The organism is Kitasatospora sp. NPDC051853, assembly GCF_044452665.1.
Lineage (GTDB): Bacteria > Actinomycetota > Actinomycetes > Streptomycetales > Streptomycetaceae > Kitasatospora.
Genome location: NZ_JBITBY010000024.1, coordinates 12,874 through 28,972, shown reverse-complemented (window position 1 = coordinate 28,972; position 16,099 = coordinate 12,874). Strand labels below are relative to the sequence as shown.

Here is a 16,099-nt window from a genome sequence, read left to right as displayed (position 1 = left end):
CGCGCCCTGGAGCAGCCCCGACCAGGCCGAGGTGGTTTGGGCCGACGTCCTGCGCACGGGCGACACCCACCTGCACCCGGTCGTCGGTACGGGCTACACAGGCTGCCAGCCCACCAACCGTGTCAATGATGCTCTTCTCCCAGCGTCCGCTTCTGGCCCGTCAGACCGAACAGTGGAAGCGCGCGGCCCAGGTCCCCTACCTGCACATATGCGAAGGCGAGCGCGTTGCGGGTGGTGAGGGTGTGCAGGTGGTCCGAGCCCAGCACTCGCACCTGGTCAGCCAAGGCCTTGGCGTACAAGGGGATCGCGCGGCCCAGGTCCCCCGCTGCCTCATGAGCGAATGCGAGGTTATGGCATGAGGTAAGAGTGTGCGGGTGGTCCTTGCCCAGGACTCGTACTCGGTCGGCTAGTGCCTGCTCGAACAGGGGGATCGCGCGGGCCAGGTCCCCCGCCGACTCGTAGGCGCTGGCGAGGTTGTTGCGGGAGGACAGGGTGTCGGGGTGGTCCTCGCCGAGCACTCGTACTCGGTCGGCCAGTGCTTGCTCGAACAGCAAGATCGCGCGGCCTGGGTCTCTCGTCACCCGGCAGGTGTAGGCGAGGTTGTTGCGGGTGGTGAGGGTGTCGGGGTGGTCGTCGCCGAGCACCCGCACTTGGTCGGCCAGTGCTTGCTCGAACAGGGGGATCGCGCGGGCCGGGTCACCCGCCGCCGCGATGGCGTAGGCGAGGTTGTTGCATGAGGTAAGAGTGTGCGGGTGGTCCTTGCCCAGGACTCGTACTTGGTCGGCCAGTGCTTGCTCGAACAGGGGGATCGCGCGGGCCAGGTCCCCCGCCGCCGCAAAGGTGCCAGCCAGGTTGTTGCGGGCGGTGAGGGTGTCCGGGTGGTTGTCGCCCAGTACCCGCACTAGGTCGGCGAGGGCCCGCCCGAGATAGATAGCTGCTCGCTGGGCCTGGCCCTGGTTACTGAGGAAGTGCCCGACTTGGTTGAGCAGGGTGGCGGTGGTGTGGGTGTCGCTGTCTGGGGGAGAGTGGCTGGCCAGGGTGTCGACGTGGGGGAGTAGAGCGCGCAGGACCGGCCACTGTGCGGGTACCTCGGGAGTGAGGGAGAGCGCGGCTCGGAGGCACCAGGTGGCTTGGTGGAGGGCGGAGGTGATGTCGTCCTGCTGGCGGTGGGGGTCACGGGGGTCGGGGGTGCGGGCGAGGCTTTGGACGAGGCGGTGCACCGACAGGGTGCCATCGCGATTGTCGGTAATCATGTTGTAGGCCAGGAGTCGCCCAACGGCGGTCGTGATCTCCGGGATGCTGGGGCCGTCGGGTGTGCTGGTGAGGTTGTCGAGGAGATGCCTCGGGATGTTGTCGGGGGCGTACCAGGCGAGGATCCGCAGGATCTGTCCGGTGTCCGCGCTCGGTGATTGTGATCAGTTTTCAGGGCTCTGATCTTGCCTGTTCAGTTAGGTGATTGCTGTTGGGGAAGGGCGATGGCACCTGCATCGGGTGGGTTGGGCTGGGCCCTGAGGCTGCGTCAACAGCGGACCTTTTCCATCTGCTGGCCGGGTGGTCAGGTTTCTTGGGTGCTGGTCACTTCTACTGGGCCGCTGGTGGGTTGTTGGGCTGCTTCGGCGAGCTAACGGTCACGGGTCTGACGGAGTCCTTCGAGGAGCCTGATCTGGTCGGGGTCGGTCGGGGTGCCTGGTTGGTCGAGGACGGTGTAGACCTCGGTTCGGTCGATGAGAGCGTCGAGGCTTTCCAGGGTGTCGGTGTCGACTGCGCCCCAGGGGGTGCGGGGCGGGCGGACGATCTTGGTGAGTAGGGGCAGGAGCTGCCAGGTACCGTCGTCAAGGCGTTGGCGGATCCAGGCCCGGGCGGTTGCGTGGTCGACGTGGCGCCAGTTCCAGATGAGGTCAACGTCCGAGTCGGTGAGGTGGTCGGCAGGGCTTGATCCGGGCCCTGTCAGGTGCTGGCGTAGCCGCGCTACGAGGCTGACGCGGGCTTCCTGGACCCAGGTGTCGCTTTCTTGAGCGAAGGCAGGCTTGGTGCTGCTGGGTTCTGTGGAGTCGTAGAGGACTCGGCTGGCGAGCATGGTCCCCTGTGGGCTGGCGGCCATGCCACGCAGGATGCCTGCCCGTGCATCGGACGGGAGACTGCGGAAGAGGTCCTGGGCGAGGAAGCGCGCGCTCACGTCCGCTCCGAAGAAGCCCTCGGCCTGTGCGGTGAGCGAACCGAACTGGGCGGCCAGCTCGAGCAGCAGCGCGGTGGAGGGCACTGGGACGCCAGCGTCCAGGCGGTGCCTGATGCGCCGGCCGATGCGCTGGGTGTCGTTGTTCAGTCGCCGAAGGAGCTCGTCCGCTTCCAGACCGGGAGTCCCTTCCGTCAGCTGGGTAAGGCCTGCGGTCAGAGCGGCTTCGGAGAGGTCGTCATCCGGGATGCCGAAGGTGACGTAGCGGTCGAAGTAGTCGTTGCTGCCGATCCCGCGCCGTCGCGCGGTGTCTGACGCATCGCCACCGCCGCCAAGCGCCTGCCCGAGTGGAGGGAAGAGCATTGCCAGCAGGCCGAGCACTCCTTCGATGTGATCAGGGACGACGCCGGCCTTTTCGAGCCGCTCACGCCATCGCTCGACGCGCTCGCCAGGTCGGCTCTCACGTCGGACAGCCGGATCCAGACTGCTGCCAGTGAGCTCGCCGCGATGGCGGTTCAGCAGCCGGTAGACCCCGGGCTCGCTGGTGCGCAGGAAGGTGACGAGGAGGAAGTCGACGAGGTCGACTTCGCCGGCGAGTGTGCGAAGGGAAGCGGCGGCCTGGCCGAAGTAGCGCTTGATTGCCCGCGGTGTACGCAGTCGGTCTTGCAGGTACTGGAAGTAGGCGGTTGCGAGTCGCTGTGTCTCGGGCTCGGTCAGTGCCAGTTGATGCGTTTCGAGCAAGGCGTTCAGGGACTGGTCGACGAGGGTTGAGGCGTCGCGTTCGCGGAAGGCGGGCAGGTCCAGCCTGACCTGGATGATCTTTTCCAGGAACTCGCTGGCCCGGTGTGCTGAGTTGCCCACCAGGTCGCTGCGCCGCAGGACGTCGAGGAGAGTCTGCTCGTCGAAGCTGATGAGGTAGTAGAGGTTCGGCAGGTTGCCGACCAGCCGCACCAATTTGAAGACGAGGAGCAACTCCTCTGGTGTCAGCCTGTCCAGGTCGTCCATAACGACGAGAACGGGGCGGCCTGCCTTGCGCAGGGCCTCGCTGGCGCTCGCTTTGGCCGCAGAGGGGCTGGTGTCTCCGCTGATCCGCTCGGAGAGAGCCTTGAAGGGCTCGCTGGCGTCCAGACCAAAGAGCCCGCCAACTTTAGCCAAGGGGCTGATGGCCTGGCCAAAGCCCCCGATCTTCTTCCGCACGTCCGCCCACTCGATGCCGTCCTTGGGCAGAGCGCCGCGGATCTCACTGAACAGGGCCATGGTGAGGGTGTCCAGGTCCGGGTAGAGCCACGGGTTGAGCTCGGTCACCGACCATGACACACCGTCAGCCGGGCCTTGCCGGAGGTTGCGAAGCACCATCTGCAGGACCGAGGACTTCCCGGACCCCCAGGGGCCGATCAGAGCGAGGACGCCGGACTCGCTCTGACTGCGGACTTCCTGCAGGAGGCCGACGGCGTGGTCCGCGTACCGCTGGTGCCCCAGCAGGTCAGGGGCAGAATCACTGCCGTCAACCGGGTCGTCGTTGAAGAACGTGTTGGCCATGCGCACATCCTCCTCCCGGAGAAGGACTTCGAGGGTCGGAATGCCTTCAAAGGCCTGCAGTTGCCGCCTTGGTGGCTGTGATGCCGATGGTTGTCAGGAGTGTCTGTTGGTCGGGGTGGAGGGTGTGCCAGTTGGTGAGTTGCTGGCTGATCCATCGCTTCTGGTGGGGGAGGAGCCCAGTGGGGTCGGGGCAGTCCTGGACGCTGGTGTAGGCGTGCTGCCAGCTGGCCCGCCAGGGCGGGTTCCACCACGGGTCGATAGCGGTCATGGCTGCCTGGTGAGGCCAGGGCCGGCCGGTGCGGCGTACGTGGGCGTTGGCGCGTTTGCGTTGCTCCAACAGCCACCAGCCCAGGGGAAAGCCGTCGTGTTCGACGTCGTAGTGGGCACCTCCCAGGCCGCCGTGCTGGCGGGCGTAGGCACGGGCGTAGGGCAGGCCTGCGTCGATGCCGGAGGGGACGGTGGTAGGCCGGGGCCGCTCGGCTCCGGGACCGGCCCGTTGGCGGGGTTCGTGCTGCGGGCTCAGGGCGTCGGCTTGCTGCGCGGTGATGCCGAGGTCGGCGAGGAGGTGCTGCTGGCCTTGGTGGAGGGTGGGGTAGGTGGCGCACTGGGTGAACAGCCATCGCGTGGCGTGTGCGGGCAGGCCGGGAAAGCCCTGGGCGGGGTCGAGGGTGCGGCCTGCGGTCTGGGCTTTGACGGCGTGGTAGGTGCTCTGCCAGCGCATGCCCCAGGGCGGGTTCCACCACGGGTCGAGGGTGGCCAGCGCGTCGGCGCGGTCGGCGGGTAGCCGGCCTGCGGCGGCCCTCTCGCGCTGCGTGGCGAGCCAGGATCCGATTGGGTAGTCCCCGGCGCGGGTGTTGTTGCGCAGGGAGAGGTGGCCGTGGCGCCTGGCCTGGATGCGGGCGTGGGCCAGGCCGGTGTTGAAGGACTCCTGCTGGGTGGTGCGCCGCGGCTTGGCGCCTCGGGCGCGTTCGGTGGTGATGCCGAGCAGGGCCAGCCGCCGTTGCTGCTCTGAGTGCAGGCTGGGGTAGGCCACGCACTGGGCATGGAGCCACTGACCGGTCCAGTCAGGGATGCCGGGGAAACCCCGTTCGGGTCCGAGGTCCAGGCCGCCCGCGGCCTGGACCCGTGCGGCGCGGTAGCTGTTGTTCCAGGCAACGCCCCAGGGCGGGTTCCACCAAGGATCCAGGGCCGCCAGGAGCGCTGTACCGGGCCACGGTGTGCTGGAAGCCGCGCTGCGGGTGATGACGTAGCGGCGCTGGCGTGCGAGCCATGCCCCCAGCGGGAAGCCGTCCTGGCGGCCGCGGGGCGCAACGTCGAGGTCGCCGTGCCGGCGGACGTAGGCGCGTGCGTAGTACAGCCCGGTCTCCAGGCTCGGCGTGCGGGTGGTGGGGTTGGGCTTGGCGGTGACCGCGACCTTGGCGGTCAGTCCCAAGGCGGCGAGCTGCTGTCGCTGTCCGGGCGCGAGGTCTTGGTAGGTGGCGCATTGGGTGAACAGCCACTGGCCCACCTCGTCATCGAAGCTGGTGAACGCTTCGGCGGGGTCAAGGACATGGCCGCCGCGCACCAGGGCGCTCACCGTGTAGCAGGTGCGCTGCCAGCTGGTAGGCCACGGCGCTGCCCACCACGGGTCCAGAGCGGCAAGTAGCTTGGCGAGGCCGGCGGCCCCGGTAGCGGCACGGGCGCGGCTGCGCTGGTTGGAGAGCCATTGACCGATGGGGAAGCCGTCGTCGGTGTCCTCGGGATTCGCGCACAGGTGGCCGGTGCGCTCCGCGTAGGCCCGGGCGTGTGCGAGTCCCTCGGTCTGCGAGTCCTCGATGCTGCGCCGGCGCCGACGGGCCGCTTCGGCACCGTCCGCAGTGATACCGATCAGGGCCAGCAGAGCGCGTTGCTGGGGGTGCAGGTCCTGGTACTTCAGGCACTGGCGGAACAGCCAGCTGCCCATGTTCTCGCTGAAGGCGTCGAAGCCCTGCCCGGGATCGATCACGATGCCGGTCTGCACCTGGCGTTGTGCGCGCTGGTAGAGGCGCTGCCACCGGGTGCTCCACGGCGGGTTCCACCACGGGTCCAGAACAGCCAGCGCACGGCCTCGCTCGGGTGGCAGCCGGGGACCGTCGGCGCGTTGGTTGGACAGCCACAGGCCCAGTTGGAAGCCGTCGCGCCGGTGCCGGTAGGGGATGGACAGGTGTCCGTGCTCCTGGGCGAAGGCCTTGGCGAGCGCGTAGCCGCGGGCGAAGCCCTGCGCGGTGGGGTCGTCTTCCGTGGCCGGCCCCGTGCCGCCACTTGCCGCGGGGGGTGTCACGGGGCTCGGTGCGGTGTGGCGGCCGGGCCCGAGGGAGAGGACGCGGTGGGCGGGTGCGATCCACCACAGGCCTCCGGGCTTTCCCTCCCTGATGGGTCGTGGGCGCCAGCAGTTGTGCAGCCAGGCGGTCAGCGCGCCGGAGGACTGGTCGGCCAAGACCTGGACCAGCCAAGGCCGGCGCAGGCGGGCAGCCAGTTCCCGGGTGAGGTCGGGGCTGTCGGCCGGTGTATAGGGCTTGTGCTTCTGGGCCCGGACCTGCTGCTGCCAGAAGCCGCTGGCCAGCAGACCGGCGAGGGCGACGCTGTCGGGATAGGTGACGATGGCGCGGGCGGTGTGCTCGGGAATGTCCGCGTCGGGGTTGGCGCGGCCCAGGGCGTCGCGCAGTTGGGGCCAGCGTTTCTCCTGCGGCCAGGCGGCGTCCCACCAGGCCGCAGTGATGGCCTGGGCGAGCGGGAAGGCGTCGGCGATGCCGGAACGACGGCGCAACCAGGTGGCATGGCGGCTGCTGGCAGCGGCGATCTCGGGCATCCCCACCACGCTCAGCTCGCCCTCGGCCCCGGCCGCATCGTGCGGTTCCGTCAGCCAGGCCGCGTGGCGGCGGCACACATGCTGATGGCCTGCCGTGTACAGGCGGGCGGGTTCGGCCCGGTCGGTGCGGGCGGCGGTGCAGCGCACACAGGCGGCCGCGGTCGGCGCGATGGACGTGGCGTTGTAGAAGGTGACCGCCGGTCCGCCATCGTGACGTCCGGCCGGTTCCAGCTGCGCCCAGGCAGGCAGCGCCCGCTCCAGGTGCGCAAGCGGTACCTGTGCCAGAGCGGCAAGGCAGCTACGGGCCTCGGTGTTGAAGTACACCTCGCCGCCGCCTCGTGGGAAGGACGACATGGGCCGGCGGTTTCCGAAGGCGAAGGACTCCGCGATCAGGTCCGGGGCCGTGGTCCGCAGGCGGGTGGCCAGCCGCTGAAGGAACGACAGGGTCGTCTCCCGGCCAAGGGGCCGTACCCCGACGGCGCACGGCACCGTCGGGAAGAGCAGGGAGGAGGGCGCACGGCTCGCCTCCGTAGTCACAGCCGTACCGTCTCCCTCTCGTAGGTCCGCATGAGGCAGCCGTACGGCCCGGCGCAGGGCATTCGGCCCCAACGTCCCACTCCCAGCACTGCGCGCCACGGCTATCGGCTTCTCCCATCCCGGCCGGTGGAGCTGCGCCGGATCGGGGCCGGGGCGAGGAGTTGCTGCTGCGCGCGGATGTCGAGCTCGATGTCGTCCAAGAGCTTCTTGGTGATGCATTCCGTGTTGTCCGCGATGGCGGTGATGGCTGCCTCTCGGATGAGGTGGGACAGGCTGCCGATCACTCCACCGGTACGCCGGTGCAGGTAGGGGGAGAGACGGGCCAGGGTCCCCGGGCGGTGGTGTCGCAGCCGCAGCGCGCTCTCCAGGTCGGTGACCAGCTCGAGCCATGTCTGCCGCTGATCGGTGGTGCCGTGGGGCAGTGGGTCGTTGCGCAGCAGTTTGAAGCGCCCGGCGAGCTGCTGCCCGCGGGGGCCGATCAGCAGTGGGGATGTGTCGACGTCGACGCCGGCATAGATGAATGTCGCGGCGATGCGTTCGCCCAGGTGCTTGATCTGGTCGGAGGTTTCGGCGCCGGAGCGGGTGCGGGTGTCCAGCAGGTGGATGTCGTCGACCAAGACCAGCTGGGTCCGCAGCTCGCCCAGGGTCGCGCAGACCGAGTCGGTGATCTGGGCCTGGTTCATCCGGTGCAGCAAGGGCAGGCCCAGGAACCGGGCGAACTCGCTGACCAGCATCTTGGGAGTCGAGGCGGGTGGGACGGAGACGAATGCCACCGGCAGCCGGTCCTTGATCCCCGGGTGCCTGCGCCGGTCGGTGAGCTCGAAGATCCGTCCCAGCTCCATCAAGGTGGTGGTCTTGCCGGTACTGGGCAGTCCGGAGACGATCAGACCCCGCCGAGCGGTGCCCTGATGTCGCCGGTTGACGAGCAGTGCCATCTGCAGCTCCAGCGAGACCCGTTTCATCGCCGGAGTGCGCACCACGACGAACTCGGAGTGATAGTCCAGGCGCTGCTCCCGGGTCCAATCGCTGTCGTCGGCTGACTGACCGCCGGGGACGTTGTCGACGTAGCGCTGCCAACCCACCCAGGTGCTGACGGGGTCGAACGCTTCGTCTTCGCCCCGGCCGGGGGTGGGATTCACTGCAGCCACTGCTGGGCCTCCTGGTAGGGGTTCAGCACATGGGAGGGGCGCGGCGGCCCAGAACTGGGAACGCAGTCTTCACCCTCACCCTCGTCGAATCCGGACTCGACGAGGTCTTCGGGAGCGGGGAACCGCTGTGCTCCCTCGACATCGGGGCCCTCGCCACGCCGCTCCAGGGCACCGTCAACGGCCGCGGTGTCCGCGGGCGCCGGCACCAGTGCGTCCAGAGCAAGGGATGCCGCAGCTGCGGCGTGGGCCGCGACGGTGCGTTCGCGGCGGGTGCCCGTTCCTGTCCCGGCACGTCGCAGCAGCGTGTCCAAGGCCCGGGCCAGCGCCACTTCGTGGGCGTCGCGGTCAGTGGTGCGCGCCACTGTACTGACGATGTGGCGCCAGGCGGAGTCGGTGAACGGCATGCTCACCTGGGTGGCATGGATCCAGGGAACTTCCTTGAAGCCGCCCGGCAGTCGCACCCAGATCCGGGCCGGATCGTAGGGGTTGTGGTGCACCTCCAGCTGTACGGCCGCTCCGGCGGAGGTGCGGTTTCGCCGGTGGCCGTTGAGGGCCGCACTGTCGTAGGTGCGGTAGTCGAAGCGGATGCCGTAGTCGTTGACGGGCTGCCAGCGCACCGGCAGCAGTTCGACGTGGTTCTCCCACGCCAGGGGCAGGGGGACGTAGCCGGCTATGCCCACCAGAGCACCCCACATCTCGATGGGCGACAGTGACAGGTGCGGCAGCATCGGGTGCCGCAGTGCGGCGTGCTTGCGCGAATGCCACCCGCACACCAGCCACTCGTCGAAGAGTTCCTGCAACTGCGGCAACGTCCACCGGGCCTCCTTCTGAACCCGGCGCCCGCGCTCGGCGGCGCCGGACCCCGTGTACCCGGCGACGTACTGGCAGAACCGGTGATTGATCGACCGGAACGTCCGCTCCACCGCCCCCTTCGCCGGTCCGTTCGCTGGCGGGACCGGCTGCAGCGAGACCCCCAGACTCTCGCAAGCGCCCAGAAACGAGGAAGACACGAACACCGCACCCTGGTCCACGACCACCGTCTCGGGCACGATCACCGGCCGCGCAGCCGACCCCTGGAGCCGCTCATCCAGACCCAACAGCCGCTCGTAGGGGACCACCGAGCGCTGCAGCGCCAAGGCGGCATCCCAACCCGGCCGCATCCGCATCGGCGCGACCATCTCCGCCAACAGCACCGCCGCATCCACCGAACCGGTACCCGACGGCCGCAGCACCGCCGCACACACCGACCGGGTCGCCACATCCAGAGCGATCGTCAACTCCGGACGACCCGTCACCCCGTCCGCCAGCACCGCCAGAACATCCAGCGGAGTGCTGTCCAGCATCACCAGCTCACCAGGCCGCAGCGCCACCGTCGAACTGAACGGCGCCGCCGGCCGCGAGCTGTGCGAACGCCGCTGGACCGCGCTGCCCAGCAGCCCCTGGCCATCGGCCAGCGCATGCACCAGCCGGTTGAACGTCGACGCCGGCGGCACCGCCACCACCCCGGGACCGTGCACCTCCTCCAGGTGCCACCGGACCTGGTCGCGCAACCGCGTCAACGTACCCGTCGACCGATCCCGCTGCCGCCCAAGTACCGCCATCACACCCTCCACGACCCGCTGGTCAGCCCGTCCCGTCGCAGACGCCGGCCGCGTGGTGCGCTGGTCCACCAGCCCCCACACCCCCTGGTCCCGGTAGCGTGCCCGCATCCGACGCACCGTCGTCACACTCGTCGCCGCCCCAGCCGCCGTCAGCTCCGCAGCCTTGGCCGCCTCGCGCTGCGCCAACGTGGTCACCGCCGGGTCATACTCCGCCCGCGGCACCCCGCCGGAAACCGCTGCGCCCGACTCGACTTCCCGCACATGCCGCTCCCAGCTCAGGGCCTGCTGCCGCACTCGGTCGGGAAGCATGTCCAGTAGCCCGGCTGCCGCTACCTTGACCTGCGGCGGCCCGCCGACGACCTCGAATCCCGAGTCGGCCAGCAGATGGGACAGCAATACCGTTGCGATAGCGCCGGTCTCCCCGAGGAGGCGTGCACGAGAGCCCTCGAGCGCGGCGAGTGTCCAGGCACGGCCATCCCACCGCACCTTGTCTCCCACAGTGAGCACGGTGCCGCTCACTCCGCGGCCCCGGTCGCCACAGTCCGCTCGTGCAGCGGCCGGTCTAGAGGAGCACCAAGCACCCCACTCCACAGCGCATGGAAGATCGCAGGCCATGCCTCGATGGGCTCTCCGAGCCGCCGTGCACCCTCGATGAGCGGAAGCGGCTGGGCGAAGACGCCAGCGACCCGCCCCGTCGGGATGCTGCCGCCGTGGCGCGGATGCCGGTAGCCCGACAACCACCGCACGTTGGCCACGAGTACCGGGTCAGGGGGCCGCGCGATCCGGTAGTGCCAACCGACGGCCCCGGCTGCGGCCGCCATCGCAGGAGCATGATCGGCCAGGCGGGCAGGGACACCCTCGCCACCCACACAGTCGACCAGCAGGCCGCTGCCATCTCGCAGCCGTGCCATGAGGTGCGGGGCATGGACGGCAACGGCGCTCTCCTCTCCCAGCCACGCCAGCTCCACCGGGCTGCATGCCAGCCCGACCACCTGCGGATCGTGGTCCAGCAGCATGATCTGAGTGCGCATCGCGCCGAACCCGTAGTGCACCAAGCGTCCAGTCGATGATGACCACCACCATCCCGGCGCGATCCGTCGCCCGCGTTGCACGGGGAAGGTTCGCACCGACGCCAACTCCTCCAACGCGACCCCGTGCGCCGCCCGGGTCCAGGGCATGCGTTCGAGCTCGGTGCCTACACCAACGATCCGCGCCTCGATCCGGTCGGCGCCTGGATCCCATCCGCCCGCGAGCACTGCCGCATCCACCCTCCAGGTCTCCCACAGGCCGCAGCCTCGTGGCCCGGAACCCCGGTATCACTGACAAAGCCCCTGACCATGCGCTAGAGAACTTCGATCACCGTTCGCCGGGGAGTTTCACCGACTCAGGAGCAGAGGGCTTGCCCAGCCAAGACGAGGACTGCGCTCTTGCCAGCTAGCCCGGCACCGCCACCATCCACTGCCAGGACCATCACCCGACCGGGCAGACGACCTCAACCCGCACCAAGCGACATCCACTCGCTTCCAGACCCGCACCGTTCCTACGCCCACTCGACGCCGTGCTCGGCGAGCTGCGCGAGCTGACCCGGGGTCAACTTGCCACGGCGGGCCTTGGTGTTGTTGAGCCAGACCCCGAGGGGGAACTCGACCAGCTCCACGGACTCCTCACCGCCGGGCCCGACCTTGACGGTCTCCAGCGGCTCCTTGTGCGGCCGCCGCACGCCCGCGTGCTGCTCTCGCTCCACGAACAGGCCCAACGCCGCGATGCCCACCTGGAACCGGTCCGCCTGCGACACCTTCGGCTTCGCCTCCGTCGCGGCCTTCGCGGCGACCAGCTCGGGGTCGGCCTCGATGCCGATCGCGGCGAGCAGGTCCTGCTGCTCCGCCTCCAGGCCCGGGTGGCCGGCCCGCTGCGCGAGTACCCACCGGCCGAGCTGCTCGCCCTCGAACAGCGTGGACTCCGGCATTCCCGCCCAGTCCGGTTCGCCGTTGGCCTCCAGCCACCACGACCTGGCGGCGGTGTAGGCGCGTTGCCAGGTGATGGGCCAGGTGGGGCACCACCACGGGTCGATCTCCTCCAACGCCCGCCTGTGAAGTTGCACGTATTTGACGTCGGATGCGGTGGTTTTCTGTCGTTGGGTGTGGGGGTGTTTTTCCTGGTCAGTTGTGGTGCCGGCTGACGGCGCGTCATTCTGGTGCAGCTTTTGGCGTCATCAGGATGACATTTCTGCTGGTCAGGTTCGTGCGGTTTCCCTTGTGCTGACGGCATGTCCGGCTTGTACCAGATAGTCCTGCTGGGCGTCATTGGAATGCGGTTTCGGGCGTCATCGGGGTGCGGTTGCTGTCTTCCTGGAGGGCAGGGGACGGGCTCGTTCGGTGCCGGTCCTGTCGGTCGGGCCGGGAGAGGCGGGATGGCGGACGTGACCGGTGGTGGTTCGGGAGCGGCGCCGGTGGTGCGTGAGCAGGTGGTGTTCCGGCTCCTGTCTCTTCAGGAGCGTGGTGTTCTGACGCCCGCTCATGTGCGTCTCGCGGCTTCCTCGGCGGGTCGGTCGGTGCGGACGGTGCAGCGGTGGCTGCAGGAGGCCCGCCAGGAGGGCCGGACGGCGCGCAAGCCCCGGCCGCGGTTCACGGTCACGGACGAGGTCCATGCACGGTTGGCGTTGTGGCGCGGGAACGCGGCGGCGGTTCACCGGGAGCTTGTCGCGCAGGCCCGTGCGTCGCAGGGCGACCCCGTGGGCGGGGGAGCGGACGGTGAGCCGGCAGGGGGTGCTGGGGGAGTGGGTGTGCCGTCGCTGGCGACGTTCCAGCGGGCGGTGCGACGGGATCTGAACGCGGGTCAGCGTGCCGCGCTCAAGGACGGTGAACGGGCCCGGCGCTTGCACGATGTGTATCTGGCACGCCCTGTGAAGTGGCGCAATGCCTGCTGGGAGGGCGACCACAAGCACCTGCCGGTCGAGGTCGAGCTGGACGGGCAGCTGGTACGGCCGTGGGTGACGTGGTTCATCGACTGCGCGAGGAACGCGATCACCGGGGCGGCTGTCACCCCGCACCAGCCTTCCCGGGACGCGGTGCTGGCCGCGCTGCGGATCGCGTTGTCGAGGGACGAGCCGGGCGGCCCCTACGGGCCGATCGGTGGGTTGCCGGAGCTGGTGCGGGTCGACCGCGGCAAGGAGTTCCTGTGCGCGACGGTGTCCCGGGCGCTGGGCGCGCTCGCGGTCCCGGTACAGGATCTGCCCGCTCGCCGGCCGGAGTTGAAGGGGACGGTGGAGAACCTCAACCACTGCGTCACCGTGATGTTCCTGGTCGCGCAGCCCGGTTACCTCCATGCCCCCACCGCCACCACCCGCCCGCAATCGCGGCGCGCAGATCCAGCCGAGGTGCTGTCGTTCACCGAGTTCACCGCACGGCTCCTGCGGTGGGTGTCGTGGTGGAACACCGAGCATCGCCCACAGCCGCTCGGCGGCCGTACGCCGCTCCAGGCATGGCAGGACGACCCCACCCCGATCGAGGACGTCCCGCCCGACCTACTGCGCTCCTTCACCCTCGAGGACGCCGGACATGCCAAGGCGCTGACCACCAAGGGCGTGTACTGGCGCGGGCGTTACTACGTCGGCCCGTGGATGCACGGCAGGGACGGCACCCAGGTGCGGGTGCGGTTCGTCCCGCACCACGACCACGAGATCGAGGTGTTCGACGCCATCACCGGCGCCTACCTCGGACCGGCACACCCCGCGAACGCCGCCACGCCGGCCCAACGGGCCGCGCTGCGCCGGGCCAAGGACGCTGAGCGGCGCACGATGGTGCGGGCGTTGTCCGCCGCGGACCGCCAGCGCCGCCGGCTGGGCCGCTACGGCGCGGTCACCGAGCCGACCGCCCCCAGGCCGCTGGCAGCGCTGACCGCCGCCGAGGCCGAGGAGCAACTCGTCGCGGCCGCCGGGGGCGGTAGTGCTCTGGCGAAACGGGCACTGCCGGACCTGATCCCGCCCCGCGAGGCACCCACCTCGTGGGCCCGCCCGATCCGCCGCCCCCACCCAGCACCGCCCGCCACCGCCACCAACGCCGCCGCCCCAGGGGCGACAGGCGACCCGGGCACCGCAGACGGGACACGCGAAGACGAAGGAGAAGGAGGGCGTTCATGACGACCGCCGACCGACTGGGCCGGCTGCCGGCCCAACGCGAGGACCACTACATGCGCCTGCCCGGCGCCCAAGTCGTCGGCACCCGGGCCCTGTTGGCGGTACGGGAGAACATCCGCGCCGCGATCACAGCCAGGGCGATGATCTGCATCTACGGCAGGGCCGGGCACGGCAAGTCGTTCGCGGTGAACGCCTCGCTGCGCGACCTCGCCCCGCAGATTACCCACCGCATCCAGTTCCGCGCCCGCCCCTCCACCCGGGACCTGCGCCACGAACTGTTCTACGCCCTCGGGCTTCCGGGCCGCCCGCCCTCCCATGCGATCGAGTTCGACCGCATGCTGCGCGGCGCGCTGGAGGAGACCCGGGTGCTGGTGTGCGACGAGGCCCAGTGGCTGTCGAAGCTTTGCTTCGAGTACCTGCGCTACCTGCGGGACGACACCGGCACCGACCTGACGATCGTCTTCACCGGCGGCAACGGCTGCTTCGAGATGCTGCAGAGCGAGCCGATGCTCGAGTCGAGGGTCTACTGCTGGCAGGAGATCGACCCCCTGACCCTGGAGGAGGTCCTGGACACCATCCCGGCCTTCCACCCGATCTGGGCCGACGCCGACCCGGAGCTGATCGCCCTGTGCGACCGCGAAGCCGCCCACGGCAACTTCCGGGCCTGGGCGAAGATCACCCACCACCTGGCCGCCGGCATGAAGGAATCCGGACGCGCCCAGGTGGACGAGGACCTGGTGCGCTGGGCCTACAGCAAACTCGGCCGACGACAGGCAGGCGCACCATGCTGACCTGCCCCGACCCGCCGCCGGTCACCGTCGTCCTCGACCCCCACGACGACCTGCCCCATACCCGCGCCGCCCAGGCCGCCCACAACCCCACCACAGGCCGGGCCACCGTCCACCCCACCATCGGCACCGACTCCACCATCTGCCTCGCCTACGACATCCTCGCCGCCCTCGGCAAACCCGTCCCCGTCACCGGCTACCCCACCCTCGACCCCGACCCGCCCTGGGCGATGGCCGCCGCCTGGACCCTCGCCACCCCCATCACCCACCTCACCGTGCTGCGCGCCCACCTCCTCGGCCGCCGCCGCATCCACGACCTGCTCACCCTGCGCGAGCGCACCGGCGTCCACCTGGTCCTCGTCTGCCACCGCCGACGCCCCACCCCCACCCTCGAACAGGCCCTGCGCCAGGTGGAGCACCGCCTCGCCGACGCAGCCGCCCGCCTTCCCGGCACCCACGACAACGACCTCCCGCGCAGCCGCCCGCCCCGCCCCGTCCCGCTGCACGAGCGCTGGCTCAACCTGCCCGCCCTGACCACCTACTCCTCCGGCGACGGCACCCAGCGCCGCTGCCGCTGCACCCCGCCGCTCGCCCACGACCGCGGCTTCCACCCACCCCAGATGCCCCCCGCCACCGCCACCGAAGTCGCCCGCCGCCTCCACACCGCGACCGCCCACCCCCATCTCGCGGCCCAGCTCGCCACCGCGATCTTCACCGCCTCCTCCGACGCCCAGCTCCACACCGCTCGCCCCACCGACCTCACCGACGGCGCGGCCACCATCGCCCTCCACGACGTGGACGGCCTGCGCTTCGGCTGCCTCACCCACCCCGTACCGCCCTGGGCACGCCCCCTGCTCCTCGCCGCCGCCTACCAGCACGCCATCGCCGAAGCCAGCGACACCCCGCTGTTCGACGCCCCCTTCACCGGCAACGACCTGCCCCACCTGTTCGACCTCGCCGACACCTGCAAACTGCGCCCGCCTCAACCACCCAAGCCCCGCTCCCGCCCCGGCCGTCCCCGCACTGAACCGACGGACCAGCGCACGATCTGGCCCTTCAGCAACGCCCACTACCGCTACCCCTGGGCCGCCGGCCCCGAGATCATGCAAGGCTGCCCGCCCCCACCCGTCCGACGCAGGTAGCCGTTCCCTGCCCGCATGGCCTGTCCCAGGCACGCGAGGCAAGCTGGCAGGAGTCCTCCAACGCCTCCCCAACGTCGTAGCACCCACCACTGCTCGTACCCGACGCGATTGGGTGCTTGCATCATTTGCCGCAGGCGTGGGGATGAGCCAGCAGCAGCTTTGGCGGGCAGCCCCTTCGGTCCCCTCGTCTACAGATCGTTCCGGTAACG

Annotated in this window: 10 protein-coding genes; 3 read left to right on the top strand and 7 right to left on the bottom strand. The window is 70.1% G+C overall.

Annotation, left to right across the window (positions count from 1 at the left end):
• Nucleotides 1-122: 122 nt before the first annotated feature.
• From ACIA8O_RS39400 to ACIA8O_RS39370, 7 genes are all read right to left on the bottom strand, one after another.
• Nucleotides 123-1,253: a tetratricopeptide repeat protein gene (locus tag ACIA8O_RS39400; protein ID WP_396298906.1), complete on the bottom strand. Its 1,131-nt coding sequence runs from the start codon at nucleotides 1,251-1,253 to the stop codon at nucleotides 123-125.
• 368 nt (nucleotides 1,254-1,621) lie between these two features.
• Entirely contained in the window at nucleotides 1,622-3,712 is a 2,091-nt protein-coding gene (locus tag ACIA8O_RS39395) for a P-loop NTPase fold protein (RefSeq protein WP_396298905.1), read from the bottom strand.
• Nucleotides 3,713-3,758: 46 nt separating this feature from the next.
• Complete coding sequence (locus ACIA8O_RS39390) at nucleotides 3,759-6,863, bottom strand: helicase associated domain-containing protein (protein ID WP_396298904.1); 3,105 nt, start codon at nucleotides 6,861-6,863, stop codon at nucleotides 3,759-3,761.
• 314 nt (nucleotides 6,864-7,177) lie between these two features.
• Nucleotides 7,178-8,224, bottom strand: a complete 1,047-nt coding sequence (locus ACIA8O_RS39385; RefSeq protein WP_396298903.1) for an ATP-binding protein — start codon at nucleotides 8,222-8,224, stop codon at nucleotides 7,178-7,180.
• Nucleotides 8,212-10,344: a Mu transposase C-terminal domain-containing protein gene (locus tag ACIA8O_RS39380; RefSeq protein ID WP_396298902.1), complete on the bottom strand. Its 2,133-nt coding sequence runs from the start codon at nucleotides 10,342-10,344 to the stop codon at nucleotides 8,212-8,214. The genes ACIA8O_RS39385 and ACIA8O_RS39380 overlap by 13 nt, the downstream gene beginning before the upstream one ends.
• Nucleotides 10,341-11,093 (bottom strand): TnsA-like heteromeric transposase endonuclease subunit, encoded by a 753-nt coding sequence (locus tag ACIA8O_RS39375; RefSeq protein ID WP_396298901.1) that lies wholly within the window; start codon nucleotides 11,091-11,093, stop codon nucleotides 10,341-10,343. Before ACIA8O_RS39375 ends, ACIA8O_RS39380 begins: the two co-directional genes overlap by 4 nt.
• Nucleotides 11,094-11,365: 272 nt before the next feature.
• Nucleotides 11,366-11,926: a helicase associated domain-containing protein gene (locus ACIA8O_RS39370; RefSeq protein ID WP_396298900.1), complete on the bottom strand. Its 561-nt coding sequence runs from the start codon at nucleotides 11,924-11,926 to the stop codon at nucleotides 11,366-11,368.
• Nucleotides 11,927-12,292: 366 nt separating this feature from the next.
• Here ACIA8O_RS39370 and ACIA8O_RS39365 point away from each other — a divergent pair, with 366 nt between their 5' ends.
• From ACIA8O_RS39365 to ACIA8O_RS39355, 3 genes are read left to right on the top strand one after another with little or no spacing between them, the layout of a single operon-like run.
• Nucleotides 12,293-13,963, top strand: coding sequence for a Mu transposase C-terminal domain-containing protein (locus ACIA8O_RS39365; protein ID WP_396298929.1), 1,671 nt, complete (start codon nucleotides 12,293-12,295; stop codon nucleotides 13,961-13,963).
• Nucleotides 13,960-14,751 carry an AAA family ATPase gene (locus ACIA8O_RS39360; RefSeq protein WP_396298899.1) on the top strand — a complete coding sequence of 264 codons (792 nt, stop codon included), beginning with the start codon at nucleotides 13,960-13,962 and terminating at the stop codon, nucleotides 14,749-14,751. The genes ACIA8O_RS39365 and ACIA8O_RS39360 overlap by 4 nt, the downstream gene beginning before the upstream one ends.
• Nucleotides 14,745-15,890, top strand: coding sequence for a hypothetical protein (locus ACIA8O_RS39355; RefSeq protein WP_396298898.1), 1,146 nt, complete (start codon nucleotides 14,745-14,747; stop codon nucleotides 15,888-15,890). Before ACIA8O_RS39360 ends, ACIA8O_RS39355 begins: the two co-directional genes overlap by 7 nt.
• Nucleotides 15,891-16,099 lie beyond the last annotated feature (209 nt).